This window comes from Pseudomonas sp. SZ40 (genome assembly GCF_052958135.1).
Genome location: NZ_JBQWIF010000027.1, coordinates 13,858 through 40,320, shown reverse-complemented (window position 1 = coordinate 40,320; position 26,463 = coordinate 13,858). Strand labels below are relative to the sequence as shown.

Here is a 26,463-nt window from a genome sequence, read left to right as displayed (position 1 = left end):
CACGTTGCCCGGGACGTCAGGCGTAATCTGGCGTCGAGCACAGTGATGCCCAGGAGCGGATTTACGAGCGCAATCAGCGCCTGGCCACCACCGCGAACAGGTGCCAGTGCTTGCTGCTGCCGACGGCGGTCTGGCCCTGGCGGTCGATTTCCTGCAGGTCGATGATCTGCCAGCCTGTGAACAGGTCTTCGACTTCGTGGCGGGTATGGATAGTCAGGCCGTCCGTTGCCCAGTCGTCGCGCTCACCGAAGAAGTGGCCAGCGAACAGGCCACCTGGCTCGAGGGCTCGCTCGATACGCTGCCACAGTTCCGGGAACGCTCCCGGTGGGCAAAAAGGCAGTGAGAAGCTGGCGTTGATCAGCTCGGCTGGCATCAGCTCGACGCTCTGGAATGTACTGCAGCGGGTCTGCAGCGCGGCCTGATGTTCCAGTGGCACCAGCGCGTTCAGGTACTCGAATGCCAGCGGTTCTGCGTCGATGGCCTGTACCTGCCAGCCGCGACGCAGCAGCTCCAGCGTGTCGCGGCCAGCGCCGCAGCCCAGGTCGATGGCTTGGCCGGGAGCATCGCGCCAGTGATCCAGGGCCAGGAGCAGCGATGGCAGCGCTGGCGTATTGCGGGTGTTTTCGTAGAAGCGTCGGGCGTTCATCAGAACGGCGCCGGGCACTCGAAGCGCAGGCGTTCGCCGCTCTGCGGGTGGGTCAGGCTGAGCATGCTGGCGTGCAGGCACAGGCGCGGGTAGGCGGCCAGGGCCTGCTCGTGGGCGTAGAGACCGTCACCGAGCAGCGGATGACCGATGGACAGCATGTGTACGCGCAACTGATGTGAGCGGCCGGTGATCGGAGTCAGTTCGACGCGGCTGTGCTCGGCATGGCGCTCGAGTACGCGCCAGAAGGTCAGGGCGTGCTTGCCCTGTTCGTGGTCGACCACGTGGCGCGGCTTGGTCGGCGGGTCGTAGCGCAGTGGCAGGTCGATGCTGCCGCTTTCGCCCTCCGGCGAGCCCCAGCAGAGGGCGGTGTAGGCTTTTTCCGTTTCGCGATCGTGGAACTGTCGGGACAGCTCGCGGTGGCTGTCGGCATCTCGGGCGAGGACGATCAGGCCGGAGGTTTCCCAGTCGAGGCGGTGCACGATGCGCGCTTCGGGGTAGCCGTTTTCCTGCAGGCGGGTGACCAGGCAGTCCTTGTTGTCTTCGGCGCGGCCGGGCACCGAGAGCAGCAGGGTGGGCTTGTTGATCACCAGCAGGGCAGCATCCTGATGGACGATTTCGATTTGGCTGAGCGGCATGGGCGTTCTTTCGGTTGGGCGGTAAAAACGAAAAGCGGCCATCGAGGCCGCCATTCGTTTATCTAAAATAGGATAAATCTATTCTGGGGTCTGCGAGCTAGAGCCCTGCAAGGCAAAAACCAGGCGAGGAAGCGGAGTGTACTTTTGTACATGAGCATTCCGAGCCTGTTTTTAACGCAGCAGGGCCGACGCGCAGCAAGCCCAGATAGATTTTCAACGATCCGGGAGGGTGATGTTCAACTCCAGAATCGAACAGCTGCCCTGATTTTCCAGTGCGACCTGAACCTGATCGGAGTCGATGGCAACGTACTTGCGGATCACTTCGACCAGTTCCTGCTGCAGGGCAGGCAGGTAGTCCGGTTGAGTGCGCTGGCCACGTTCGTGGGCAACGATGATCTGCAGGCGCTCTTTGGCGATGGAGGCAGTGGCTTCCTTCTTGCGCGAACGCAAGAAGTCAAAAATATTCATTCGCGACCTCCAAATAGACGTTGCAGGAAGCCCTGCTTCTTCACATCAAGGAAACGGTGTGCCACTTCCTTGCCGAGCAGACGATCCACGGCATCGCTGTAAGCCTGGCCGGCATCGCTCTGGTCATCGAGAATGACCGGCACGCCCTGGTTGGACGCCTTGAGCACGGCCTGGGACTCCGGGATCACGCCGAGCAGGCGGATGGCGAGGATTTCCTCGACGTCTTCCACACCGAGCATTTCACCGCGGGTCACGCGCTCCGGGTTGTAGCGGGTCAGCAGCAGGTGTTCCTTGATCGGGTCACCGCCCTGTTCGGCGCGACGGGATTTGCTGGCCAGCAGGCCCAGCATGCGGTCGGAGTCACGTACCGAGGACACTTCCGGGTTGGTCACCACGATGGCTTCGTCAGCGAAGTACATGGCCAGGTGAGCGCCTTTCTCGATACCGGCCGGCGAGTCGCAGACCACGTATTCGAAGTTTTCGCGCAGTTCGTTGATGACCTTCTCGACGCCTTCCTGAGTCAGGGCGTCCTTGTCACGGGTCTGGCTGGCGGCCAGCACGTAGAGGTTCTCGAGGCGCTTGTCCTTGATCAGGGCCTGGGTGAGGGTGGCTTCGCCATTGACGACGTTGACGAAGTCATACACCACGCGGCGTTCGCAGCCCATGATCAGGTCGAGGTTACGCAGGCCGACGTCGAAGTCGACGATGACGGTCTTGTGGCCGCGCAGGGCGAGGCCGGTACCGATGGCAGCGCTGGTGGTGGTTTTACCGACGCCACCTTTGCCGGATGTGACTACGAGGATCTTGGCCAAGGTGATTCACCCCAAAAATGAATAAAAAGCAGGAACCTGCCAGCGACTGGCGGTCTGTCGAAAAAATCGGTAGCGGGCTCTGGTGCGGCTCGGTCGGCAGGAAAAGCGGTTTGCTTCAGGCGCCGAACGATGCCAAATGGCCATGTGCTGGTGATTGTTTTGACAGTCCGCCTGAAGGCTTCCAGGTGCCCTTTGTGTCCGTTAAAAGTGGCGGCAGTATCCGTTAAAGACGGGTTATGTTCAACACATCCCCCGACAGGCCGACCTGTACTGCACGCCCCCAGTTCGGGTCACGGCGCAGGTCCTCGGCGACCTTGTACTGGCCGGCGATGGAGAGCAGTTCGGCACCCATCTGCTGACAGAAAATCCGCGCCTGACGATTGCCCTTGACCCCGGCCAGAGCCCGGCCGCGCATCGGGGCGTAAACATGGATGTTGCCATCTGCGAGAAGTTCCGCGCCGGCACTGACCGGGGCCAGCACCACCAGATCGCAGCCCTGGGCATAGATCTGCTGGCCGCCGCGCACCGGTGTGGTGACCACGCGGGTCGGCTTGACTTCCGGCTCGACAGGCTTGGGCGGCTCGACGGGCTTGGGTGCCGGGTCGATGACCCGCTCGCGGGCGCCGGAGGGTGGCAGCACGGGCAGATCCAGCGCATTGGCGGCGGCGATGTCCTCTTCGCGGCTGGCGCGCACGGCCAGGGTGCGCAGGCCGTGCTTGCGGCACAGGGTCATCAGTTCGCCGAGATCGAGGGTGCCTTCATCCCTGGGCAATTTGTCGAGAGCCAGCACCAGCGGGGTATTGCTGAAGAAGTTCGGGGCCTGGGCGACTTTTTCCGCCAGTTGCAGGTCGAGGCGGGCGAGGTCGTTGTGCGCCAGTTCCATCACGGTGATGGCCAGCATGCTGCCTTTGAGCTGGAACACGGGGTCTTGGTCGAGGAGATCAGCTTGGCTCATGGTCTGCCTGATACGGCCTTGGAAAAGTAGCGGGACTTATAACGAGAACGGCTGCCGGGCTCAAGCGTAAAAAGCCTCGGGTGTCGCCACCGGTGCGGCCTGAGCCCAGGGTCGTGCAGCGCTGTTCCCACGCTTGCAGGGTACCGCGCCAAGGGCTCGCAGGGCAGGGCGGTGCAACTGTTCTCCAACGAACAGCTGATCAGCAGCCTGCATGGCGCGGTACAGGGGCGATCGCTCGATGGTGTTTCAAGTCATTGATTGGTAACGGTTTATCGAATGGCATGGTTTGTGATTCAGAGGCTGTAGAGGCTGCGCCGAGGCGCCGCGAATCACTGCGTACCGGAGGATCCATGCCACGAGAAATTCGTTTGAATGCGTTCGAAATGAACTGTGTCGGTCACCAGTCGCCCGGGCTGTGGGCTCACCCTCGCGATCGCGCCTGGCAGTACAAGGATCTGTCCTACTGGACCGATCTGGCCAAGCTGCTGGAGCGCGGCAAATTCGATGGCATCTTCATCGCCGACGTGATCGGCATCTATGACGTATTGGGTGGCAACGGCGACGCCGCCATTCGTCAGGCCACCCAGGTGCCGGTCAACGACCCGCTGGCGCTGATCACGCCAATGGCGCTGGTCACCGAGCACCTGGGCTTCGGTCTCACCGCCTCGTTGACCTTCGAACATCCGTACCCGTTCGCCCGACGTCTGTCGACTCTCGATCATCTGACCAAGGGGCGCATCGGCTGGAACATCGTCACTTCCTATCTGGACAGCGGGGCGCGCAATCTCGGGCAGAAGGCCCTGAGCGACCACGATGCGCGTTACGACTATGCCGAGGAGTACCTGGAGGTGCTCTACAAACTGTTCGAAGGCAGCTGGGAGGAGGATGCCGTGGTGCGGGACCGGGCACGCGGCATTTTCAGCGACCCGAGCAAGATTCATGAGATCGGCCACCACGGCAAGCATTTTCAGGTGCCTGGCATTCATCTGTGCGAGCCCTCGCCACAGCGCACGCCGCTGCTCTATCAGGCTGGGGCGTCGAACCGCGGCAAGGCGTTCGCGGCGGGCCATGCCGAGTGCGTGTTCGTCGCGGCGCCGTCCAAGGTGACGCTGAAGAAGACCGTGGCCGATATTCGTCGCCGCGCTGCGGAAGCCGGACGTGATCCGCGCAAGGTGCTGATCTTCAACCTGCAGACGGTGATCGTCGACGAGACCGACGCCAAGGCCAAAGCCAAATGGCAGGAGCTCAAGAGCTACAGCAGCTACGAGGGTGCCCTGGCGCTGATCTCGGGCTGGACCGGAATCGACTTCGCCCAGTACCGACCCGATCAGGTGCTCAAGCATATTCATACCAACGCCATCCAGTCCGCGGTGGAGACGTTCTCCACCGCGGACCCGGGCAAGCAGTGGACGGTACAGGAACTGGCCGACTGGGTCGGAATCGGCGGTTTCGGGCCTCTCATCGTCGGCAGTGCGCAAACCGTGGCCGATGAACTGCAAGCCTGGGTCGAGGAAACCGACGTGGACGGTTTCAACTTCGCCTATGCGCTGGCCCACGAGACGTTCAGCGATGTGGTCGAGTGGCTGGTCCCGGAGCTGCAGAAGCGTGGCGTCTACAAGACCGAGTACGCGCCGGGCACCCTGCGGGAAAAACTCTTCGGCGAGGGGCCGCGCCTGCCGGAAAGCCACCCGGCCGCTGCCTATCGGGACCTGCAGGCGCTGTCTGCGCGTACCGCCAAGGCGGCATCGGCCTGATCGGCGAGGAGTGCACATGAGCGTACACCAACTGAACCCCGTGCCTGTCGATCAGGTGCCCGACGAGGCACTTGCCCTGGTGCAGCGCTGGGCGGCGCAGCAGCCGCTGGGCATCGCCCTGCGTCATCGACGCCGAGGCCAATGGAAGGCCTGGCGCTGGATCGATGTGTCACGTGAGGTGGAGCGCAAGGCGGCGTTGCTGACTCAGCAGGGCTTCACGGCGGGATCACGGCTGGCGCTCAGCGGCGCTTATGAGCCGACCCTGCTGTTACTGGCCCTGGCGGCGAAGAGGCTCGGCGGGCATGTCCAGCTGATTTCCCGATACAGCCGTGGCGAGACGCTGCGTCGTCAGTTGCTGGCGGGCAGGGCGGGTTTCGCCTTCGTGCAACGGCGTGATCAGGCGGCTGCCTGGCTCGAAGCCCTGGCCGACGAGCGCCGTCCACTGATGCTGTTCTGCGCTCAGCCGGTGAGCGTGAGCAAAGGCGTCTTGCAGGTGGTGGCGCTGGCGGAACTGATCGAAGGCCAACCCTCGCAGGACCGCTTGAGCTGGCGCCAGGCGGACCGCGAAGCGGCACTGTGGTGTGACGAGGGCAGCGAGTGGGGCGACGGGCTGCATCTGTTGCTGCTGCACTGGCTGCAAGGCGGGCAGGGGCTGGCCTTCCCGGAGAGCAGCGAGTCGGCAGCCCGGGATCGTCGCGAGATCGCCCCGCAGACCCTGTTGCTGTCGCCGCCACGTCTGCGAACCCTGGCCGTGGAGATCGAGGCTCGCCTGGCGCCCGTCGGCAGCTGGCGCCGGCGCCTGTGCGACTGGACGCTGCACGATCCACGCCGTGGTGTGCGGCGCTGGATCAAGACACGTGTGCGCCAGTTGCTTGGCTTTCAGCGCTTGCAACGCATCGTTCAGGGTGCCCCGGGGCTGCCCAACGATGCCCCGGCTGCGCTGTGGATCCGTGAATACCTGGAGCGTGCCGCATGAGCAGCGCTTGCTCGGCCATTCTCGATGTACGCAATGTCTCCCTGTCATTCCAGGGGGTCAAGGCGATCTCCGATCTGTCGTTCCGCGTACGGCGTGGCGAGATCTGCGCGCTGATCGGCCCCAATGGGGCCGGCAAGAGCTCACTGCTGAACATTCTCAATGGAGTCTATCGGGCGGACGCCGGAGAACTGCTGTTCAACGCCGAGCGCCTGGGGCGTATCCAGCCGCTCGGCGCTGCGCGACTGGGCATTGGCCGCACCTTTCAGAACAACGCGCTGTTCAAGAAGATGAGTGTGCGCGACAACCTGCTGACCGGCCTGTCGCGTTTCCAGCGCAGCTTTTTCCTCGAGCAGGCCCTGACGCTGCCCCGAGCGCGTCGCGAAGCTCGCGAGTTCGACCAGCGGGCGGAAAGCATTCTCGAGTTTCTCGAGCTGCAGCCCTGGCGTGATGTCGCCGTAGGCAGCCTGGCTTACGGCTTGCAGAAGCGTGTCGAGCTCGGCCGGGCATTGATCGCCCAGCCCACCCTGTTGCTGCTCGACGAGCCCATGGCCGGGATGAATGCGCAGGAGAAACAGGAAATGAGTCGCTTCATCGCCGACATCAATCGTGACCTGGGCACCACGGTGATTCTCATCGAACACGACATCAAGGTGGTCATGGGCTTGTCCACCCATGTGGTGGTGCTGGACTACGGCCGCAAGGTCGGCGACGGCACGCCGGCCGAGGTGCAGGCCAACCCGGAGGTGATCGCGGCATACCTGGGAGTGACCCACTGATGAGCTTCTTTCTGGAAACCCTGATCGGCGGGCTGCTGGCCGGCACCATGTACTCCCTGGTGGCCATCGGCTTCGTGCTGATCTACAAGGCCAGTGGCGTGTTCAACTTCGCCCAGGGCGCCATGCTGCTGTTCGCCGCGCTGACCTTCGTCAGCCTGCACGATCAGGGCCTGCCCTTCATCGTGGCACTGGCGCTCACGGTGGTCGTGATGATCATCGCCGCGCTGCTGATCGAGCGGCTGGTGCTGCGGCCGTTGGTCAATCGCTCGCAGATCACGCTGTTCATGGCGACGCTGGGCCTGTCGTTCGTGATCGAGGGGCTGGCCCAGGGGCTGATGGGCGCCCAGGTGCGGGCGCTGGATCTGGGGATCGAGGATGTGCCGCTGTTCCTCGGCGAGATCATGATCAGTCAGTTCGACCTGATCGCCGCCGGGGTATCCGTGGCGCTGGTCGCGGTACTGGCCCTGCTGTTCAACAAGACCCGCATCGGCATCGCCCTGCGTGCGGTGGCCGATGACACCCGTGCGGCGTTGTCGGTCGGCATCAACCTGAACCGCATCTGGCAGATCGTCTGGGCCGTCGCCGGCGTGGTGGGGCTGGTTGCCGGGCTGCTCTGGGGCGCTCGACAGGGCGTGCAGTTCTCGCTGTCGCTGGTGGTGCTCAAGGCACTGCCGGTGCTGATCATCGGCGGCTTCACCTCGATTGGTGGCGCCATCGTCGGCGGGCTGATCGTCGGTGCCGCGGAGAACCTCGCCGAGGCCTACATCGGCCCGTTGATCGGTGGTGGCATCACACCGTGGTTCGCCTATTTCCTCGCACTGGTCTTCCTCTACATCCGTCCTGCGGGCCTGTTCGGCGACCGCGCCATCGAACGAGTCTGATGCCATGACCCTGACCACTTCCCCCCTGGCCGCGACCTATGACAACGCACCTCTGGCGCTGACCCGACGGCGCTGGCCACTGGCTCTGACGGCACTGCTGGCGCTGGCCTTCATCGGCGTACCGCTGACTGGCAGCGACTACTGGCTCAACGCGATCCTGATTCCCTTTCTGGTGCTGTCACTGGCCGGGCTGGGGCTGAACCTGCTGACCGGCTATACCGGGCAGACCTCGGTAGGGGCGGCCGGCTTCATGGCCGTGGGGGCCTTCGCCACTTACGGGCTGCTGCTGCGGGTGCCGGGAATTCCGTTGCCCCTGGCGCTGATGGGCGGTGGCCTGATCGCCGGCGTGGTGGGGCTGGTGTTCGGTATCCCCAGTTCGCGGATCAAGGGTTTTTACCTGATGGTCACCACGCTGGCTGCGCAGTTCTTCATCGAGTGGGTGTTCGCCAAGTTCCCATGGTTCTACAACTATGCCTCCTCGGGAACCATCAGCGCACCGCGCCTGGAGCTGTTCGGCTACAGCCTCGGCTCACCGGTCGGTCGCTATCTGCTGACCCTGAGTTGCGTGGTGTTGCTGACCTGGGTGGCGGTGAATCTGGTGCGCAGCCAGGTGGGACGCAACTGGATGGCCATCCGCGACATGGACACCGCCGCTTCGGTGATCGGTATTCCGGTGAATCGCTACAAGCGTCTGGCCTTCGCCGTCAGCTCCTTCTACCTGGGCATCGCCGGTGCACTCTGGGCATTCGCCTACCTGGGGACCGCGAGTGCCGGCAGTTTCGATATCAACCGCTCGTTCCAGCTGCTGTTCATCATCATCATCGGTGGCATGGGCAGCATCGCGGGCAACTTCATCGGTGCGGCGTTCATCAGCCTGACCCCGATCCTGCTCAGCCACACCGGGCAATGGTTGTTCGGCGGCCACGTCGATGCCGGGCAGTTGCAGAACCTGCAGAAGATTCTTTTCGGCGCACTGATCATCTGGTTCCTGATCAAGGAGCCTGAAGGCCTGGTGCGCCTGCTGAGCAATCTCGGCGAGCGCCTCAGGACCTGGCCGCTGCGTTTCTGAAACCGTCTTATCGCCAACACCTTGACCCGATCACGGGAGGGGCAACCGACACCACTATCGAGAAAAGAAAAGTGAGCACCATGCGCAAACCTCTGCACCGCACGTTGCTGGGCGCTGCCTTCGCCCTGGCTGCCCAGGCCTGGCTGCCGACGCTGGCTCAGGCGGCCGCCGACGAACAGTTCATCCCCATGGCCACCTACCGGGTCGGCGCCTATGCCTCCAGCGGCATTCCCTGGTGGGCTGGCGAAATCGACTACTTCCGGTACATCAACGAGGTGGAAGGTGGCGTCAATGGCGTCAAGCTGGTCTGGCAGGAGTGCGAGACCGAGTGGAGCGTGGACCGGATCGTCGAGTGCTACGAGCGTTACAAGGGCGGCCTCGATGGTGCGCCAACGGCGTTCTTCTTCACCCACAGCACGCCTGGCTCCTATGCCCTGATGGAAAAGGCCGCGGCTGACCGCATTCCGCTCATCGACGGCGGCGGTGGGCGCACGGAGTCCACCGACGGTCGGGTGTTCCCCTATGCCTTCCCGCTGTTGCTCAACTACTACGGCCAAGCGTCGGTGGGCATCAACTACATCGCCGAGCGCGAGGGCGGGCTGGACAAGCTCAAGGGCAAGAAGATCGTCACCGTCTATCACGACTCCGCCTATGGCCGGGAAACCCAGGCGCCGATGAATCTGCTGGCCGAGAAGTATGGCTTCGAGAACATTCAGATTCCGGTCGCCGATCCTGGCAACGAGCAGTCCGCGCAATGGCGTCAGGTGAGGCAGATCAAGCCGGACTGGGTGTTCCTGCGCACCTGGGGCGTGTCTACCCCGGTAGGGATCAAGACCGCCGCGCGTTTCGGCATTCCGGTCGAGCGCATCATCGGTGACGTATGGGCCGGTTCCGAGGCCGACGTGATTCCTGCCGGGCCGGCCGCCAAGGGCTATCGGGCCCTTGCGCCATTCCCCGGCGGCGACCAGTTCGAGATCCACAAGCGCCTCAGCAAGCACATCCTCGATACCGGCAAGAGCGATCTCAAGGATCAGCGCTACTTCGGCAAGGTGTATTACAACATTGGCCTGATCAACGCGGCCATCGCCGTGGAGGCACTGCGCACCGGGCAGAAGAAGTTCGGCAACCGCCCGCTCAATGGCGAAGAGGGGCGCTGGGCCTTCGAGCACCTGGATATCGACGCGGCACGCCTGAAAGCCATCGGCTTCGAAGGGCTGCTACCTCCCCTGAAACTGTCCTGCTCCGACCATGAAGGCGGTGGTGCGGCGCGCGTGCAGCAATGGGACGGTGACAAGTGGGTGCTGGTGACCGACTGGCTACAGGCCGATCGCGACACCCTGCGCCCGCTGATCGAGGCCAAGTCGGCCGCGTATGCCCAGGAGAAGGGCATCACCCCGCGGGACTGCAGCAGCGAACAGTGATCCATCGACAAGCGAGTTCCTCGACCCGAAAACGGGACAGGGCGAACCCCCAATTTCGTCCACGGAAGTGAATCCCATGCAGCATTCCTTGCAGCGTACCCTGGCCTCGGCCCTGCTGATTCTCGGCGTTCATCTGGCGGTGCCCGCGCAGGCCGCGCCCGATGAGCAGTTCTTCCCGCTGGCTACCTACCGGGTGGGTGCCTACGCCTCGAGCGGTATTCCGGTGTGGGCCGGAATGATCGATTACCTGCGCTACATCAACGAGGTGGAAGGTGGCATAAACGGCGTCAAGCTGGTCTGGCAGGAGTGCGAGACCGAGTGGACGGCGGAGAAGGGCATCGAGTGCTACGAGCGCTTCAAGAATGGTCTCAACGGTGCTCCCGTGGCGGTCTACCAGCCCAATGGTGCGCCCGCGGCCTATGCCCTGGCCGACAAGGCCGAAGCCGACAGGATTCCGCTGATCACGCTCGGCTACGGCCGTACCGAGGCCACCGATGGCCGCGTGTTCCCCTACAACTTCCCGGTGATGCTGACCTTCTACAGCGAGGCGTCGGCGTTCATCAATTACGTCGCCGAACGCGAGGGTGGGCTGGACAAGCTCAGGGGCAAGAAGATCGCGACCGTGTACCACGACTCGGCCTATGGCCGGGAGACCCAGGGGCCGCTCAAGCTGCTGGCGGAAAAGTACGGGTTCGAGAACATCCAGATTCCGGTTGCCGACCCGGGTAACGAGCAGGCTTCGCAGTGGCGGCAGGTGCGTCAGCTCAAGCCGGACTGGGTATTCCTGCGCACCTGGGGCGTATCCACACCGGTGGCGATCAAGACTGCCGCGCGCTTCGGCTTTCCGGTCGAGCGCATCGTCGGTGACATCTGGGCCAGCTCCAACGAAGACGTCTTGCCGGCGGGCGAAGCCGGCAAGGGCTATCTGGCGCTGACCCCGTATCCGGGCGGTGCGACGTTCGACATCCATCAGCGGATCAAGGAGCACATCCTCGACAAGGGCAAGAGCGACCTCAAGGATCCGAAGAGCTTCGGCAGCGTGTACTACAACTCCGGCCTGGTGAATGCCGCCATCGCCGTGGAAGCGATCCGTACCGGCCAGGCCAGGTTCGGCAAGCGCCCGCTCAATGGCGAGGAAGGTCGCTGGGGGCTGGAGCACCTCGACCTCGATGATGCGCGGCTCAAGGAGATCGGCTTTCTCGGCCTGATGCAGCCGCTCAAGCTGTCGTGCAGCGACCATGAAGGGGGAGGTGCGGCCAAGGTACAGCAGTGGGATGGCAAGCAATGGAACCTGCTGACCGACTGGGTACAGGCAGACCGTCAGATCCTGCGCCCGCTGATCGATGCCAAGGCGGCCGAATACGCGCAGGAGAAGAAGGTCACCGCACGCGACTGCACGGCGCAGCAATGAGGCTTGCGCAGCTGGCGCCCGGCCAGCGAAACCTGATCACAGGGAGGCGCTGCGGCGCCTCGGGGGAATGGCAATGAACCAGGCACGTGGACCCGTCGCGCAGTCGAGCGAATTGCTCGTCGTCGACGATATCGAAGTGATCTATGACGGCGCCATCCTCGCCGTCGATGGGGTGTCGCTGCGTGTCGAGCAGGGCGGTATCGTCGCATTGCTCGGTGCCAATGGGGCCGGCAAGAGCACCACGCTCAAGGCCATCTCCGGGCTGGTCCAGGCCGACCGGGCGCGGGTCAGCCGCGGCAACATCCGTTTGCGCGGTGGCAGCACCGCCGGCATCGCGGCCAATCTGCTGGCCCGCCAAGGAGTGGTTCATGTGCTCGAAGGGCGCCATGTCTTCGCTCACCTGAGCATCGAGGACAACCTGCGTACCGGCGGCTTTCTGCGTAATCCCGGACGCTGGGAACTGGAGGCGGAGCTGGAGCGCATCTATGCCTGGTTTCCGCGCCTGAAGACCAAGCGCAAGACCCAGGCCGGGCTCACGTCGGGGGGCGAGCAGCAGATGCTCGCCATCGGCCGGGCATTGATGACCAGACCCAGTCTGGTGCTGCTCGATGAACCTTCCATGGGGCTGGCGCCGATCATCGTCGAGGAGATCTTCGAGATCGTCAGCCAGCTCAATGCCCGCGAAGGCGTCAGCTTTCTGGTCGCCGAGCAGAACATCAACGTCGCCCTGCGCCATGCCAGCTACGGGTACATCCTGGAAAACGGTCGTGTGGTGGGTGAGGGCAGTGCCGAGCAGTTGGCCAGCCGCGATGACCTTCAGCATTTTTATCTGGGCGGCAAGGCGGGCTGACCCTGTGCAAGCCGGTGGTTACGGGGCAGCCGACCGGGATGACACTGTTGGTTGGCCAACAGTGCTTCTACAGATTGTCAGGGTGCGGCGAATCGAGAAGTCGCGGTTTTTAGCTTAACCTTTTGAATTCGCTGAATATTATTTTCTGGTACGCGCTATGCAAAGCCTCCTGCAACCCGATTGCAAAAGGTGAGCAGCATGAGCCAGACCACGCTTTCTCCGTTCCCCCCGCAGGCCCGTTCGGCGCCAGAGCGGGCGGCCCACCTAATCCGCAGCGATGCCGAAGCCATCGAGGTCGCGCGGGAGCTGGCCGAGGCATTCGCCGTCGAAGCCGCAGCGCGTGACCGCGATCGTCGCCTGCCCTGGGCGGAGCTCGATCGGTTTTCCCAGAGTGGCCTGTGGGCGATCACGGTGCCCAGGGCCTACGGCGGTGCCGGCGTGTCCTACGCCACGCTGGTCGAGGTGATCGCGTTGATTTCAGCGGCTGACGCGTCCCTTGGCCAGTTGCCGCAGAACCACTTCGGGGTGATCAACAACCTGTCGCTCACCGCCAGCGAAGAACAGAAACAACGCTTCTTCGCCAAGGTCCTGCAGGGCTATCGCTTCGGTAACGCCTTCTCCGAAGCCAGGAGCAAGAACGTCACCGCGTTCGAAACCCAGGTGCGCTTCGAGGGCGACAGTGTGGTGATCGAAGGAGAAAAGGCCTACTGCACCGGTGCGCTGTTCGCCCATATCGTGCCAGCGGTCGGGGTGGATGAAGACAATCGGCCCTTCATCGCCTTCCTGCCCCGCGATGCCGAGGGGCTGAGCGTGATCGACAGTTGGGACGGCTTCGGTCAGCGCAGTACCGCCAGTGGCCAGGTGCTGCTCGACAAGGTCCGCGTACCCCGCAGCGAAGTGATCCCGGCCTGGAAGGCCTACGACCAACCTACGGCCGATGGCCCCGTGTCGCAGATCATCCAGGCTGCGGTGGACACCGGCATCGCCCGGGGCGCCTTCGCCGAACTGCTGAAGGTCGCCAGGCAGGCACGGCCCTGGGTCGACAGCGGCCTGCAACATGGCTGGCAGGACCCGCTGAGCCAGGCGCTGATCGGCGACCTGGCCTGGCGCCTGAGTGCCGCCGAGGCGATTTTGCAGAAGTCAGCCAGGGCGGTGGACCACGCCGTCGCCGAGCCCAGCGAGGACAGCGTGGCCGAGGCATCTCTGGTGGTCGGTCAGGCCAAGGTGCTGTCCACCGAAATCGCCCTGGCAGCCTCCAGCAGGCTGTTCGAACTGGGCGGTACGCGTTCGGTTTCCTCCAGCCAGGGGCTGGATCGCTTCTGGCGCAACGCGCGAACCCACACGCTGCATGATCCGGTGCGCTGGAAGTATCACCTCGTCGGCAACCTGCGCCTCAACGGCATCAAGCCACAACGTCACTCCTGGAATTGAGGAAACGCCCATGTCCGACTCACACACCCTGGGTGATCTGGTTTTCGCCCGTAACGCACTCAGCGCACTGGTCGAACAGCTGCGCACGGACGCTCGCACGGATGATGCTCTGGTAATCGCCAGCGTCGGCCAGGTGCAGATCCATATCGACGCCGCCGATGCGTTGCTGGCACGTGCCGGGCGCTCGGCATCCGCTCGGGTCGAGGCGCGTCTGGCGGCAGCCGAGGCGGCCCGTCTGGCCAGTGACCTGCAGGTGGAACTGAGCGGGCAGACCTTGCCACGGCCCACGGTGGCAGACGATGAGGCGCCGCTGCACCAGCAACGTCGGCAGCTCGGCGATCACTACCTCAACGGCACTTCGTTTGAATGATCCCTTCACGGCGGCTGCGGCCGCTGCTGGCGAACACAAGGACCGACATGAACACGACCCTACTGCAGCGCGCCAGACGTGCGCTGACCCTGATCCTGCCGCTGGCGGCCGTGCTGGCGCAGGCAGCCTACGCGCAAACCGCGGATGTGCCCTCGCTGGCTGGCAAACGCATCGCCATCAGCATGACCGGCACCAGTCACTATTTCGACGTCAAGGCGTTCCAGGCGCAGGTCGATGAGATCAAGCGCCTGGGGGGGACGCCGATTACCCTGGATGCAGGGCGCAACGACAAGAATCTGGTGACCCAGCTGCAGACCGTGGTCACCCAGAAGCCCGACGCGGTGATCCAGACCCTCGGTACCCTCAGCGTGATCGACCCCTGGCTCAAGCGCATCAGCAAGGCTGGCATACCGCTGTTCACCATCGATGCGCCGTCGCAGCACAGTATCAACAACACCACGTCGGACAATGTCACCAGTGGCCGGGTCCTGGCCGAGCAGCTGGCCAGCGACGCAGGTGGCAAGGGCAATATCCTGGTGTTCAATGGCTTCTATGGCGTCCCGGTATGCGCCATCCGTTATGACGAGCTGCAGAAGGTGCTGGCCGCCCACCCGAACCTGAAGATCCTGCAGCCCGAGTTGCGCGATGTGATCCCCAATACCGTGCAGGACGCCCGTGCGCAGATATCCGCCTTGCTCAACAAGTACCCGAAGGGCGAAATCGCCGCGATCTGGTCGGCCTGGGATATCCCTCAGCTTGGCGCCAGCCAGGCACTGATCGACGCCGGACGCACGGAAATCAAGACTTACGGCGTCGACGGCACGCCCGAAGTGCTGGAACTGCTCGCCCGCGACGCTTCGCCGGTCGGCGCAGTGGTCGCGCAGCAGCCGGAGCTGATCGGCAGGACGGCGGTGCAGAACGTGGCGCGTTACCTGGCCGGGCAGCGTGACCTGCCCAAGGAAACCCATGTGCCGACGCTGCTGACGACCCATGCCAACCTCGATCAGGTGCGGCAACTGCGGGGCGATCAGTGAGCCGGCTCCTTTGCCGTGTGGGAGGGCTTTGATGAGCGCGCTCGAACCCCGTCCGCAGCCTGAAGGTGACATCGCTCTGGAGCTGCGGGGCATCGTCAAGCAGTTCGGCGCAACCCGCGCCCTCGACGGTGCCAGTCTGCGCGTGGCCAGTGGCACCGTGCACGGGCTGGTCGGGGAGAATGGCGCTGGCAAGTCGACCCTGATCAAGGTCCTGGCTGGCATCCATCGACCCGATGCGGGCAGCCTGCTCGTCAATGGCCAGGTTTACAGCCATTTCAGCCCTCGTCAGGTCGAGCGCCTGGGTGTGCAGTTCATCCATCAGGAACGCCTGCTACCCGCTAGCTTCAGCATCGGCGAGGCGCTGTTCTTCGGCCAGGAGCTGCGCCGCGGGCCACTGCTCGACCGCCGCGCGCAGCAGCGTGAAGCCGAGCGTCTGCTGCGCCATTATTTCGACCTGCGTCTCCCCGGTGGCGCACTGATCGGCGAGCTGGGCAATGCCGAGCAGCAACTGGTGCAGATTACCCGGGCGCTGATCAGCAAACCGCGTGTGCTGGTGTTCGACGAACCGAGCGTCGCTCTGGTGCAGCGCGAGGTGGAACGGTTGCTGCGCATCGTCGAACGGCTGCGCCGCGAGGGGCTTACGATCATCTACATCTCTCACTATCTGCAGGAAATCGAGGCGCTGTGCGACCGGGTCACGGTGTTGCGCAATGGCCGTGACGTGGCCGAGGTCGATCCACGCAGCGCCACGCTCGACAGCATCGCCCGGCTGATGGTCAACCGCGAGGTCGGCGAGCTCTATCCCAAAGCGGCCACCACGCCGGGCAAGGCATTGCTGGAAGTACGCGGACTTGGTCGTGGCGCAGCTTACAAGGACATCGACCTGCAGGTACGCCGCGGCGAGATCGTCGGCCTTACCGGCCTGGTCGGCTCCGGGGCCAAGGAGCTGCTCAGGGGCCTGTTCGGTCTGCTGCCCCCTGAGCGCGGCGAGGTACGCATCGATGGCCGTGTGCAGCGTCTGCACGGTACTTCCCAGGCCGTGCGCAACGGTATCGCCCTGCTGCCCGAGGAGCGTCGCAGGCAAGGCATCGCGCTGGACCTGAGCGTGCAGGAGAACATCACCCTGGCCAGCCTGGGCCGCTTCAGTTGGTTCGGGCTGCTGCGTCGGCGTGTCGAGCGTCGGACCAGCGAGGCGCTGATCGGCCGCCTGCGGATTAAGGCCGCTGGCACGCAGAGCGCGCTGCGCCAGCTAAGTGGTGGCAATCAGCAGAAGGTGGCGCTGGCCAAGTGGTTCGCACGCCAGTCCAGCCTCTATCTGCTCGACGAGCCCAGCGTGGGCATCGACATCGGTGCCAAGGTGGAGATCTACCGGCTTATCGGCGAACTGGTGAGCGAGGGCGCCGGGGTATTGATCCTGTCGTCCGATCTTCCCGAGCTGCTGGGGCTGTGCGACCGCATTCACGTCATGCACCGCGGCGCGCTCGCCGCGACCTTCGCTGCCGGTGAAGCCGACAGCGACCGCCTGCTCGCCGTGGCCACCGGCGCCGAGCGCATCACCGAGCCCCTACAGGAATTGTCGCCCCATGCCATCGCTATCTGACGTCTCGACACCCGCGCTGCCGCGACGCTTCGCTGTCAGCCTGTTGCGCAGCGGCGCATCGTTGGCGTTCGCCGCCATTCTGCTGGGGCTTGCCATCAGCGCGCCGAACTTTCTGTCGCTGGGCAACCTGCTCAACGTCCTCACCCAGTCGGCGATTCTCGGCATTCTTGCCTTCGGCCTCACGGTGGTGGTCATCGGCGGTGGTTCCAATGTCGTATCCGGTGGGCTGGACCTTTCCCTGGCGGCCAACCTCGGCCTCTGCGCGGCGGTCTACGCGACCCTCAACAATGCGGGCTATGGTGCTGCGAGCGCCGTTGCGTTGACGCTGGCCTGCGGGCTGGCCATCGGACTGCTCAACGGCGCCCTGGTGGTAGGGCTGCGCTTGCCTGCCTTGCTGGCGACGCTGGCGAGCATGAACCTGATCGCCGGGCTGGAGCTGGTGCTTACCGAAAACACCGTGTTGCCGACCGAATCCGCGCTGCTCGACTGGTTGAGCTTTGCCGAGCCGCTGGGCGTTCCGGCGCTGGCCTGGGTGTTGACGGTGGTGGCGGCGATCCTGTTGGTGCTGGTGCAGTACACGCCCTTCGGTCTGCGGCTTTATGCGGTGGGGGAGTACCCGGAGGCAGCCACCGCTGCAGGGATCGCGGTCCCTCGCTATGTGCTCGGCAGCTATCTGATCAGCGGCCTGTGCGGCAGCCTGGCGGCGTTCTGTTCCTCGGCCTGGTTCAGTGGCAGCACCACCGGCTCCGCAGACATGCTGCTACCGGTGGTCGCCATTGCGTTTCTGGGCGTGATTTTCTCGCGCCGGCTGCAGCCGAGCATCTCCGGAACCCTGTTGGCCACGCTGTTGGTGGGCTGCCTGATCAACGGCTTCCAGCTATTGAATATTTCCAGTTTCTGGGTCAATGGCGTGCAGGGCGTGCTGATCCTGGCGGTGGTCGCGGCATCCAGCCTGCTGCGCGGTCGGGAGGCCTGAGATGAGCGATTCGATTGTCAGGGGCGAGCGCCTGGGGCGTGGCGCTCCGTCGTTGGTCGCATTGCTGGTGCGCCTGTTGTTGCCGATAGCCTTCCTGGCGGTGCTGACGTTCTTTGCCGTGAAGGCGCCGGGCTTCCTCAGTTCGGGCAATCTGACCAGCCTGCTGCTGAACAACTTCGTGTTGCTGGCCATCGTCGCGGTGGGCATGACCTATGCCATCGCGGCCGGGGGCATCGATCTGTCGGTGGGCACGGCGCTGGATTTTTCGGCACTGGCCTTCGTAGTTTTGCTCAATGCCGGCCACGGATTCAGCGTGGCGGTGCTGGGGGGACTGCTGGCCGGCAGCCTTACCGGCCTGTTCAATGCCGGACTGATCGCGGGGCTGGGCATTTCCCCGTTTCTGGCCACGCTGGGCACGTTGTTCATCGGCACCAGCGTGCAGCAACTGCTGTCGGAGGGCGGGCAACCGATTTACCTGGCGGCCGCCGTGCGACCTGGTGCTCTCGTCGATCCCTTGCTGGGGATTCCCTTGCCGCTGCTCCTGGTGGCGTTGCTGGCCCTGGCGTATGGCGTGCTGCTGGCGCGCGGGCGCTTTGGTCGTGAGGTTCTGGCGTTGGGTACTCAGCCTCTGGTCGCTCGCTACTCGGGGCTGTGCCTGTCGCGCGTCGCTGCGCTGGTGTTCATCGCCAGTGCATTCGCCAGTGCGGTGGCTGGCATCGTGCTGACGATGTCGGTGAACGCCTACGTACCGATGTCCGGCAATGCCTTTCTGATGAATGCCATTGGCGCGGTGTTCATCGGAACCACGCTGAATCGCCGGGGGCGGGCGAATATCGCTGGCACGCTGCTGGGGGTTCTGTTCCTCAACGTCACGGCCAATGGCTTGTTGCTGATTGGCTGGAATTTCTACTGGCAGCAGGTCGCGACCGGTGCGCTGATTCTGCTGGTGCTGGTGTTCAGCTTCATCAGCCGCCGCCTGGTTCAGGCGCGCTGAGGTGACCCGCGGCGGGTGACCGTTGCGTGGTCACGCCGAGCGGGCTATGTTGCCCGCCCATTCGGGGCGGCTTTGCCGGCTGCGAAGCTGGAAGATGCTGCCTGAGCCGTTGAAGGAACCCCATGCAGGTATCACCGTTGGAGATCGCCGAAGTCGGTCCGCACGACATTGGCGCGGTAATCGATTTCGTCATGGCCGCCCGCGCGGAAATCTTTCCCATGCTCGATGCAAGGGTGCTGCCGGCAGATCTGCAGCACTTCGAGCGGGTCTACCTGAATGGGCAGGACGGTCGTTTCTGGCTGGCGCGCAGTGCGGGCGACGTGGTCGCAGCCATTGGCTATCTGCCCTATGACCATCGTTTCGCGCAGCTCGATTATGTCGGGCGCCGGACCGTGGAAATCGTGCGTCTGTTCGTGGCTCCGCACTTGCGCCGTTGCGGTCTGGCCAAGGCGCTGTACGAGCGGCTGCGCGAGCACGCCGCTGCCGCCGGCGTGCAGGTACTTTATCTGCATACCCATCCCTTCCTGCCGGGGGCTATCCGCTTCTGGGAGCGGCAGGGCTTCGCTGTGGTGGATGTGGAAGCAGATCCGCTCTGGCAGACGACGCATATGCAATGTGTATTGCCCGCGTTGAGCTAGAGTCACCGCCCGTCGCGAGCTTGTTCGATGGGCGAGCGTCGCCTTGCCGGTGCGTGATCCGATGTCATCGGCCCGAGGCCATGGCATTGCCGGGCATCCCATCTGTTCCATAGGCCGACGATTCGCGCGGTGCACGCCGATTCACCCCCGAGGTAACCATGAACGCATCCACTTCACGCGAACACCACAGCCTGCCGCCCGCGCTGGTGCTGCTGTTCGCCTTCTGTTGCGGCGCCATCGTCGCCAATCTCTATTACGCCCAGCCGATCATCGAACTGATCGCTCCCTCGGTGGGCCTGTCGATGCACAAGGCCAGCCTGATCGTTTCCCTGACCCAGGTCGGTTACGCGGTAGGCCTGCTGTTTCTGGTGCCGCTGGCCGATCTGCTGGAGAACCGTCGGCTGATGCTGCTGACCACCCTGGCCGCGATGGTCTGCCTGCTGGCCGCTGGCTTGTCGTCATCGCCGGGCCTGTTTCTCGGCCTGTCGCTGCTGGTCGGCCTGAGTTCGGTGTCGGTGCAGATGCTGATTCCCCTGGCTGCCCATCTGGCGCCTGAGGCCACCCGTGGTCGCGTGGTGGGCAACATCATGGCCGGGCTGCTGCTGGGTATTCTGCTGGCGCGCCCGGTCGCCAGCCTGATCGCCGAATACTTCGGCTGGCGTGCGGTGTACTTTTGCGCGGCAGCGATGATGCTGGGCATCGTGGTGGTGATCGCCACCACCATTCCCCGTCATGCACCGGACAACCGTGGCCATTACGGTCACCTGCTGCTGTCGCTGTTCGGCCTGTTGCGGCGCTATTCGACGCTGCGTCAGCGAGCGTTGTATCAGGGCCTGATGTTCGCCTCGTTCAGCCTGTTCTGGACGTTGGCTCCCCTCGAACTGGTGCGCCATTACGGCTTCAGCCAGAGCCATGTGGCGCTGTTCGCGCTGGTCGGCGCCATCGGGGCGATCGCCGCGCCGCTAGCGGGTCGCCTGGCCGATGCCGGCCATACCCGTCGTGCAACCCTGGTGGCCTTGACGCTCGCGCCGCTGTCTTTCGCGCTGACTCTGGCCAGCCCGCTGGCCGGGGTGATCGGCCTGGTGCTGTGTGCCGTGCTGCTGGATTTCGCCGTGCAACTGAACATGGTGCTGGGCCAGCGCGAGGTGTATGCCCTGGAGCAGAACAGCCGGGCGCGGCTCAATGCGCTGTACATGACCAGCATCTTCATTGGTGGCGCCACGGGTTCGGCGATCGCCAGCCCCATCTACGAAAGCTTCGGCTGGCAGGGCGCCGCGCTGATCGGTGGGGCTTTCCCGGCCCTGGCGCTGCTGGTGGCGCTGTGCAATGGGCGCCCGGTTGAGCCGGAGCAGCGGGTGCTGTCCGGCAAGTAACGGGATGCTCAGAGCTGCGAGGTACGTACCGCGCAGTCCGCCCGATCACGCAGGCGCGGGTTCAGCGAGGTGCCCAGGCCGGCGCCGGCCGGCGGCAGGATGAAGCCGTTCTGCACGACGGGTAGGGTGGTCACCAGGTCCTGATAGAAACCGGCCAGGTAGGCGCGCACCACTTCCTGGAAGATCGCGTTGGGGCTGGACAGCCCCAGGTGCAGCGAGGCCATCAGCACCACGGGCCCGGTGCAGTCGTGGGGGGCGATGGGTTTCTGGTAGGCCTCGGCCAGGGCGGCGACTTTCTTGGCTTCGCTGATGCCGCCGCACCAGGACAGATCCAGCATCACGTAGTCCAGCGCATCGGCGGCCAGCAAGTCGCGGAACGAACTGCGCGTCGCCAGGGTTTCGCTGCCGCACACCGGCAGGCCACTGAGGCGGCGGTAATCGGCCAGGCCCTGCACGGAGTCCATCTTGATCGGGTCTTCGGACCAGAAGATGTTGTAGTCCTTCAGTTCACGGGCGATGGCCAGCGCCGTGGTGGTGTTCCACAACGAGTGGAATTCGCACATCAGCTCGATGCGGTCACCGACTGCCTTGCGGATTTTTTCGAAGGGTTCGAGGCCCTTCCTGATATCCGCCGAGCTGATGTACTGGCCGCCGCTGGCCATGGCGAAGGCATCGAAAGGCCAGATCTTCATGGCGCTGAAGCCGTCTTCGATCAGGCTCTGGGCCAGCTCGTCGGGGCATTCGATGAAGGCGACCTGGTCGTCGTAGCGTTCACTGACCCTGGCCTCGCCCTTGGCGATGGTGCGACGCTGTTCGCCGCCGGTGTTGAAATTGCCACCGGCGCAGGTGTTGTAGGCCCGCATGCTGTCGTGGGCGAGACCGCCGAGCAGCTGGTAGATGGGCTGGTTCACCGCCTGGCCGAAGATATCCCAGAGGGCGATATCCAGCGCCGAGGCCGCGCGGGTTTCCACGCCGGAACCATTGAAACCGAGGTAGCCGCGCAGCAGGGTCTTGCTGTGCCGTTCGATCTGCAACGGGTCCTTGCCCAGCAGCATGCCGGCGGAGATCGAGTGGATGTAGGCCTCCACGGCCTCCGAGCCGCGAAAGGTCTCGCCGAGACCGACCTGGCCGTCGTCGGTATGCACCTCGACCCAGATCAGGTTGGGCAGGCTCTTCAGGCGGGTGGTGTCGATTCTGGTAATTTTCATGGAGCTGTCCTCAAGCCTCGCCGTAGACGACGTTATGCAGCTTCTCGCCACTTTTCAGACGCCTGATATTGGCGGCGATGAAGGCGTAGCGGCGTTCGAACAGGCCATGGGTCCAGCCGGAGATGTGCGGCGTGCAGAAGGCGTTGGGCAGCTCCTCGAAGCGGTGTCGGGCCGGCGCCACGCTGTCGCTGCTGCCTGCCGGATAGGCGTACCAGACATCGAGAAACGCCTTGGCGATCTGCCTGTCGAGCAGGGCCTGATAGAGCGCGTCTTCGTCGACCACCGCAGCGCGAGCGATATTGATCAGCACGGCGTCGTCTTTCATGGCCTGGAACTGATCTGCGCCGAACGAGCCCCGGGTTTCATCATCGAGCGGGCACGACAACACCACGTAGTCGGCGCGGGGCAGGATTTCGTTGATCTGCGATGGTGTATACGCCTCATGGCACGGGCCCTTCAACTGGCCGTTGAGGGCGCGGGAGGAGAGGGCGATGACCTTCAGCCCGAAGGCCTGGGCACGTACCGCCACGGCCTGGCCGATGCGCCCGAAACCAACGATCAGGACGGTTTTGCCATACAGCTCGCCGCGTGGCTTGCGGCCCAGGTAGGCGGATGCGAAACGCTCGCTGTCGAAGCTGGCACGGGCGGCGGCCAGGCCCACTTCATGTTCGAGCATGCTCGCCAGGGCATATTCGGCCATGGGGATTTCATGCTCGAACACGTTGCAGGCCACACTGCCTGCTGGCATCAGCGAAAAATCGATGCCATCCAGGCCCGCACCTGGGACATGGAGCAGGCGAAAGCGCGGTACTTCGGCCTTGTTCGGGCGTTTGAAGCGCATGGCGACGAGCACATCGGCACCGTCGATCTGCTCGTCCCACTCCGGCGATTCGTGAGCTTCCCGCGGCAAGGCCAGGTAGTCGGCCTCGAAGCCCAGTTCGGCGGCGATTTCATCCCGGTGGGTGGCGGCTTCGCCGACCATGACGATCTGCATGCGTGCTTCTCCTGTATCGCGGTCATGCCTGTGCGAGCGTCCATCTGGACGCTCGCGAATGACGGTTCTCGTTCGTGGATGCGCCTGAACGATTTTATGGTAGCGCAACCATTTTGCGGCTCACCGTAGTGCATGGCGGACGAGGCTGACAAGTGGATTTTCTCCGTTAGCCAGGCTTCAACGGGCGGCAAGCCCTCTGCAACGAGGGTTTGCAGGGAAGCGTCGAGTTAGCGAGTGCTTTGCCGGTCTATCAGTCGATAGCCGATATCGCGCTGCACGATCTCATCACCGTTACCCAGCAAGCGATCGAGCAGGGCGCTGGCGGCGGCATCGCCCATGACCTTGCCATCGATCTTCACGGTCGACAGCGCGGGGTGGGTATGGGCAGCGAAGTTCATGTCGCCGAACCCCATCACCGCCACTTCTTCGGGCACACGGATGCCCTGTGCCAGCGCTTCGGTCAGCACGCCGTGGGCGAGGGTGTCCGAGCTGCAGACCACCACCAGCGGCCGTGCCGGGTTGGCGAGCAGTTTGCGCAGGCCGCTGCGGCCATGCTCCAGCGTCGGTACGCCCTCGATGCGTTCGCCCGGCACCTCGTGTATGCCATTGACCTGCAGCTCTTCGACGAAGGCATTGAGCCGTCGTTGGCCACGTGGATCGTTGACCCCCAGGGTGGCAAAGTCGGCGTAGCCCTTGCCCAGCAGATGGCGGGCTACATCGCGGCCGATATCTTCATGGCAGAAGCCCACCAGCATGTCGATGGGGTCGCTGGTCAGGTCCCAGGTTTCCACCACGGGAACCCCCACGGCGCGCAGTCGGCGGCGGCTGGCTTCGGTGTGCAGGGTACCGGTGAGGATGATGCCGTCCGGCCGGCGACTGAGGATCACTTCGAGCAGTTCCTGCTCCTGATCGGGCTGGTAGCCGGACATACCCAGCAGCACCTGATAGCCGGATTGGCTCAGGCGGTCGGCGATGGCCTGGAAGGTGTCGGAGAAGATCGGGTTGGTGAGGATGGGGACGATCACTGCGACCAGATGGCTGCGATTGCTGGCCAGGGCGCCGGCCACCAGATTGCGCACGTAACCGGTGTCCTCGATGGCCTTGCGCACCTTGAGCAAGGTCGCCTTCTTGACGTGATCGGGGTTGTTGAGTGCCCGTGACACGGTCATCGGCGCCACACCCGCTGCCTTGGCCACATCGATCAGGGTTACCCCTTGCGTCGACCTGCCACTGTTTCCTGCTCCCTTGACCGCCATAACACTTCCACGTCGATTGAGGGGGCATCCTAACAGTGCCAGCGCGCCCTGGTCATGCCGTGATTGCCTTTTGCCAGCCCCGGCAACCGGCAGCGCATGCCGAGCTTCCTGCGTTGGCCGATCTACCGGGTGTTGAGGAACCTGCCCGATTCACCGCGGTCTTTCAGCAGTCGGCCAAACCGGGCGAGAGGCATGGCGTTGCGCCAGTTACGCGACCCTGCCGAGCCCCACAACAATTCATCTGGCCGACGTTAGCGCGCTGCGTCGCATTGTGTTCCACCGCCGAGTGAAGATCGTTTTTATGTCCCTAGCCCGCCCGTTTTCCGCATCCTTTTCCCTGCCGCCACTTCGCGTGCTCGGGGCCTCACTGCTGTCCGGTCTGCTGCTGATCGCGGCACCGGCCCACGCGCAACAGACCAGCGATGACGTGCGCTGGGTCAGCGACAGTCTGAACACCTACGTGCGCAGTGGCCCGACCGATGGCTACCGCATTGTCGGTACCCTGAGTTCCGGCATGCGTGTGCAACTGCTGCGCACCCAGGGCGATTACAGCCAGGTTCGCGGCGAGAACGGCGATGCCGTATGGATCGCCAACCGTGACCTGCAAGAGGTGCCCGGCCAGGCCGAGCGGCTGCCGGCGCTCGAGCAGAAGGTGACCGAGTTGAGCACCGAGCTCGAAGGCATCAACGACACCTGGAAAACCCGCGTGCAAGGCATGCAGGAGACCCTGGATTCGCGCAAGACCCTGATCGACGAGCTCGAGGCCAGCCGCAGCGCGCTGGATATCGAGTTGAGTCAGGCGCGTTCGGAGCTGCGTGAAGCCCAGGCTCAGCTGGGCAGCGAGCAGAAGGAAGTGCTGATGCGCTACATGATCTACGGCGGCAGCATCGCCGGTGCCGGCCTGCTGGCTGGCCTGATCCTGCCGACCATGTTCCGGGTTCGTCGCAAGCGCAACGATCAGTGGGTGTGATTGCGGCCTGACGACAGGTTGCGGCGTGAGTCGAAGGCCTCGATGCCGCTGCGTTGTGCGGCGGCCGACGCCGAAGCAGGTCGGGCTAGCTGCCGTCGGTCAGGCCCAAGACACACGCCCGGAACAGTTTCTGGGCTGGGGATTGCCGGGAACCATAGCGGGAAATCAGCACCAGATCCCGGTGGAACGCCTTGTCTTCGAGGGGAACGATCTGCACCTTCGCCGGGTTCTCGACCCACAGGCCCGCCCGCGGAATGAGTGAGATGCCCAGGCCGCTTTCGACCATTTTCACGATCGCGTCCAGCTCATCCAGCTCCAGCACCTGACGGGGCTGGATCCTGTGCTTGCGGATGAACTGGGTGACCAGCCTGCCGCCGAAGGAACTGCGGTCGTAGCGGACGAAAGCATGCTCGGTCAGCATCTTCAGTGGGTCCTTGATCGTCGTCCCCAGGGGGGCGATCAGCACGAACTGTTCGCTTTCGACCAGCTCCAGCTCAAGCTCCTTGGGCAATTGGAACGGCGGGCGGATGATGATGGCCAGATCGATTTCGCCGCTGTCTACCTGGTTGAGCAGATCCAGCGAGACTCCGGGAACCAGCTTGGCTTCGATGCCGGGGGCCTTTTCGCGCAATTTCAACAGGATCGCCGGCATCCGGCACGACTGCACGGTGCTGATGGCGCCGATGCGCAGCTCGCCACGGTAATCCTCGATCCGCTCGGGGGTGCCCATCAGGCTGAACTGTTCCAGGATCTTTTCCGCCAATGGCACGGCACGGGCGCCTGCCTGATTGAGTGTGGCGGTGCGCCCGGTGCGATCGAAGAGCGACAGTCCGACCGCGTCTTCCAGGTTCTTGATCTGCGCGCTGACCGCCGATTGGGTAAGGCCCACCTGCTTGCCCGCTGCAGCGAAAGTACCGCAACGAACGACAGTCAAAAAGGTTTTCAATTCGCGCAGCATATCGGTC

26 protein-coding genes are annotated in these 26,463 nt (G+C 64.2%); 17 read left to right on the top strand and 9 right to left on the bottom strand.

Annotated elements, in window-relative coordinates:
- Positions 1–73: 73 nt before the first annotated feature.
- The 5 genes from ACT9T4_RS19290 to minC all read right to left on the bottom strand — a co-directional run bounded on the left by ACT9T4_RS19290 (position 74) and on the right by minC (position 3,516).
- The gene (locus ACT9T4_RS19290) at positions 74–646 is read right to left on the bottom strand and encodes a class I SAM-dependent methyltransferase (protein WP_197076965.1); all 573 of its coding nucleotides are present in this window, start codon (positions 644–646) and stop codon (positions 74–76) included.
- Positions 646–1,281 carry an RluA family pseudouridine synthase gene (locus ACT9T4_RS19285; protein ID WP_499118481.1) on the bottom strand — a complete coding sequence of 212 codons (636 nt, stop codon included), beginning with the start codon at positions 1,279–1,281 and terminating at the stop codon, positions 646–648. Before ACT9T4_RS19285 ends, ACT9T4_RS19290 begins: the two co-directional genes overlap by 1 nt.
- 213 nt (positions 1,282–1,494) lie before the next feature.
- On the bottom strand, positions 1,495–1,749 hold the full coding sequence (gene minE, locus ACT9T4_RS19280) for a cell division topological specificity factor MinE (protein ID WP_042552782.1): 255 nt from the start codon (positions 1,747–1,749) through the stop codon (positions 1,495–1,497).
- On the bottom strand, positions 1,746–2,561 hold the full coding sequence (minD, locus tag ACT9T4_RS19275) for a septum site-determining protein MinD (protein ID WP_042552783.1): 816 nt from the start codon (positions 2,559–2,561) through the stop codon (positions 1,746–1,748). The genes minE and minD overlap by 4 nt, the downstream gene beginning before the upstream one ends.
- 223 nt (positions 2,562–2,784) lie before the next feature.
- The gene (gene minC / locus ACT9T4_RS19270; RefSeq protein ID WP_042552784.1) at positions 2,785–3,516 is read right to left on the bottom strand and encodes a septum site-determining protein MinC; all 732 of its coding nucleotides are present in this window, start codon (positions 3,514–3,516) and stop codon (positions 2,785–2,787) included.
- 350 nt (positions 3,517–3,866) lie between these two features.
- Here minC and ACT9T4_RS19265 point away from each other — a divergent pair, with 350 nt between their 5' ends.
- The 16 genes from ACT9T4_RS19265 (at position 3,867) to ACT9T4_RS19190 (ending at position 21,070) form a co-directional block, all read left to right on the top strand.
- A complete protein-coding gene (locus ACT9T4_RS19265; protein WP_042552785.1) occupies positions 3,867–5,270 on the top strand; it encodes an LLM class flavin-dependent oxidoreductase in 1,404 nt (467 codons plus the stop codon).
- A gap of 16 nt (positions 5,271–5,286) precedes the next feature.
- Positions 5,287–6,246, top strand: coding sequence for an AMP-binding protein (locus tag ACT9T4_RS19260; protein WP_042552786.1), 960 nt, complete (start codon positions 5,287–5,289; stop codon positions 6,244–6,246).
- The gene (locus ACT9T4_RS19255) at positions 6,243–7,022 is read left to right on the top strand and encodes an ABC transporter ATP-binding protein (RefSeq protein WP_084304025.1); all 780 of its coding nucleotides are present in this window, start codon (positions 6,243–6,245) and stop codon (positions 7,020–7,022) included. Before ACT9T4_RS19260 ends, ACT9T4_RS19255 begins: the two co-directional genes overlap by 4 nt.
- On the top strand, positions 7,022–7,903 hold the full coding sequence (locus tag ACT9T4_RS19250) for a branched-chain amino acid ABC transporter permease (protein WP_042552788.1): 882 nt from the start codon (positions 7,022–7,024) through the stop codon (positions 7,901–7,903). The genes ACT9T4_RS19255 and ACT9T4_RS19250 overlap by 1 nt, the downstream gene beginning before the upstream one ends.
- 4 nt (positions 7,904–7,907) lie before the next feature.
- Positions 7,908–8,972: a branched-chain amino acid ABC transporter permease gene (locus ACT9T4_RS19245; RefSeq protein ID WP_042552789.1), complete on the top strand. Its 1,065-nt coding sequence runs from the start codon at positions 7,908–7,910 to the stop codon at positions 8,970–8,972.
- An 80-nt stretch (positions 8,973–9,052) separates the two neighbouring features.
- Complete coding sequence (locus ACT9T4_RS19240; protein WP_499118477.1) at positions 9,053–10,393, top strand: ABC transporter substrate-binding protein; 1,341 nt, start codon at positions 9,053–9,055, stop codon at positions 10,391–10,393.
- Between the two features lie 76 nt (positions 10,394–10,469).
- Positions 10,470–11,804: an ABC transporter substrate-binding protein gene (locus ACT9T4_RS19235; RefSeq protein ID WP_499118475.1), complete on the top strand. Its 1,335-nt coding sequence runs from the start codon at positions 10,470–10,472 to the stop codon at positions 11,802–11,804.
- Between the two features lie 73 nt (positions 11,805–11,877).
- Entirely contained in the window at positions 11,878–12,654 is a 777-nt protein-coding gene (locus ACT9T4_RS19230) for an ABC transporter ATP-binding protein (protein WP_499118474.1), read from the top strand.
- 198 nt (positions 12,655–12,852) lie between these two features.
- On the top strand, positions 12,853–14,085 hold the full coding sequence (locus ACT9T4_RS19225; protein WP_042552793.1) for an SfnB family sulfur acquisition oxidoreductase: 1,233 nt from the start codon (positions 12,853–12,855) through the stop codon (positions 14,083–14,085).
- A gap of 10 nt (positions 14,086–14,095) precedes the next feature.
- A complete protein-coding gene (locus ACT9T4_RS19220) occupies positions 14,096–14,455 on the top strand; it encodes a hypothetical protein (RefSeq protein WP_499118472.1) in 360 nt (119 codons plus the stop codon).
- A 47-nt stretch (positions 14,456–14,502) separates the two neighbouring features.
- Positions 14,503–15,489: a sugar ABC transporter substrate-binding protein gene (locus ACT9T4_RS19215; RefSeq protein WP_499118470.1), complete on the top strand. Its 987-nt coding sequence runs from the start codon at positions 14,503–14,505 to the stop codon at positions 15,487–15,489.
- Between the two features lie 31 nt (positions 15,490–15,520).
- Positions 15,521–17,089, top strand: coding sequence for a sugar ABC transporter ATP-binding protein (locus tag ACT9T4_RS19210; RefSeq protein ID WP_499118468.1), 1,569 nt, complete (start codon positions 15,521–15,523; stop codon positions 17,087–17,089).
- Positions 17,073–18,065, top strand: a complete 993-nt coding sequence (locus ACT9T4_RS19205) for an ABC transporter permease (RefSeq protein ID WP_179537799.1) — start codon at positions 17,073–17,075, stop codon at positions 18,063–18,065. Before ACT9T4_RS19210 ends, ACT9T4_RS19205 begins: the two co-directional genes overlap by 17 nt.
- Before the next feature lies 1 nt (position 18,066).
- A complete protein-coding gene (locus ACT9T4_RS19200) occupies positions 18,067–19,059 on the top strand; it encodes an ABC transporter permease (RefSeq protein ID WP_499118467.1) in 993 nt (330 codons plus the stop codon).
- Between the two features lie 122 nt (positions 19,060–19,181).
- Positions 19,182–19,697 (top strand): GNAT family N-acetyltransferase, encoded by a 516-nt coding sequence (locus ACT9T4_RS19195; protein WP_499118466.1) that lies wholly within the window; start codon positions 19,182–19,184, stop codon positions 19,695–19,697.
- A gap of 158 nt (positions 19,698–19,855) precedes the next feature.
- Positions 19,856–21,070 (top strand): MFS transporter, encoded by a 1,215-nt coding sequence (locus ACT9T4_RS19190; RefSeq protein ID WP_499118465.1) that lies wholly within the window; start codon positions 19,856–19,858, stop codon positions 21,068–21,070.
- Positions 21,071–21,078: 8 nt separating this feature from the next.
- Here ACT9T4_RS19190 and ACT9T4_RS19185 read toward each other — a convergent pair whose 3' ends face one another.
- The 3 genes from ACT9T4_RS19185 to ACT9T4_RS19175 all read right to left on the bottom strand — a co-directional run bounded on the left by ACT9T4_RS19185 (position 21,079) and on the right by ACT9T4_RS19175 (position 24,528).
- Positions 21,079–22,278, bottom strand: coding sequence for a mandelate racemase/muconate lactonizing enzyme family protein (locus ACT9T4_RS19185; RefSeq protein WP_499118463.1), 1,200 nt, complete (start codon positions 22,276–22,278; stop codon positions 21,079–21,081).
- Positions 22,279–22,288: 10 nt separating this feature from the next.
- Complete coding sequence (locus tag ACT9T4_RS19180; RefSeq protein ID WP_499118461.1) at positions 22,289–23,272, bottom strand: 2-hydroxyacid dehydrogenase; 984 nt, start codon at positions 23,270–23,272, stop codon at positions 22,289–22,291.
- Positions 23,273–23,499: 227 nt separating this feature from the next.
- On the bottom strand, positions 23,500–24,528 hold the full coding sequence (locus ACT9T4_RS19175; RefSeq protein WP_499118459.1) for a LacI family DNA-binding transcriptional regulator: 1,029 nt from the start codon (positions 24,526–24,528) through the stop codon (positions 23,500–23,502).
- 301 nt (positions 24,529–24,829) lie between these two features.
- Here ACT9T4_RS19175 and ACT9T4_RS19170 point away from each other — a divergent pair, with 301 nt between their 5' ends.
- Positions 24,830–25,498 carry a TIGR04211 family SH3 domain-containing protein gene (locus tag ACT9T4_RS19170; RefSeq protein ID WP_179537804.1) on the top strand — a complete coding sequence of 223 codons (669 nt, stop codon included), beginning with the start codon at positions 24,830–24,832 and terminating at the stop codon, positions 25,496–25,498.
- Positions 25,499–25,583: 85 nt separating this feature from the next.
- Here ACT9T4_RS19170 and ACT9T4_RS19165 read toward each other — a convergent pair whose 3' ends face one another.
- Positions 25,584–26,456, bottom strand: coding sequence for a LysR family transcriptional regulator (locus ACT9T4_RS19165; protein WP_499118522.1), 873 nt, complete (start codon positions 26,454–26,456; stop codon positions 25,584–25,586).
- Positions 26,457–26,463: the final 7 nt, after the last annotated feature.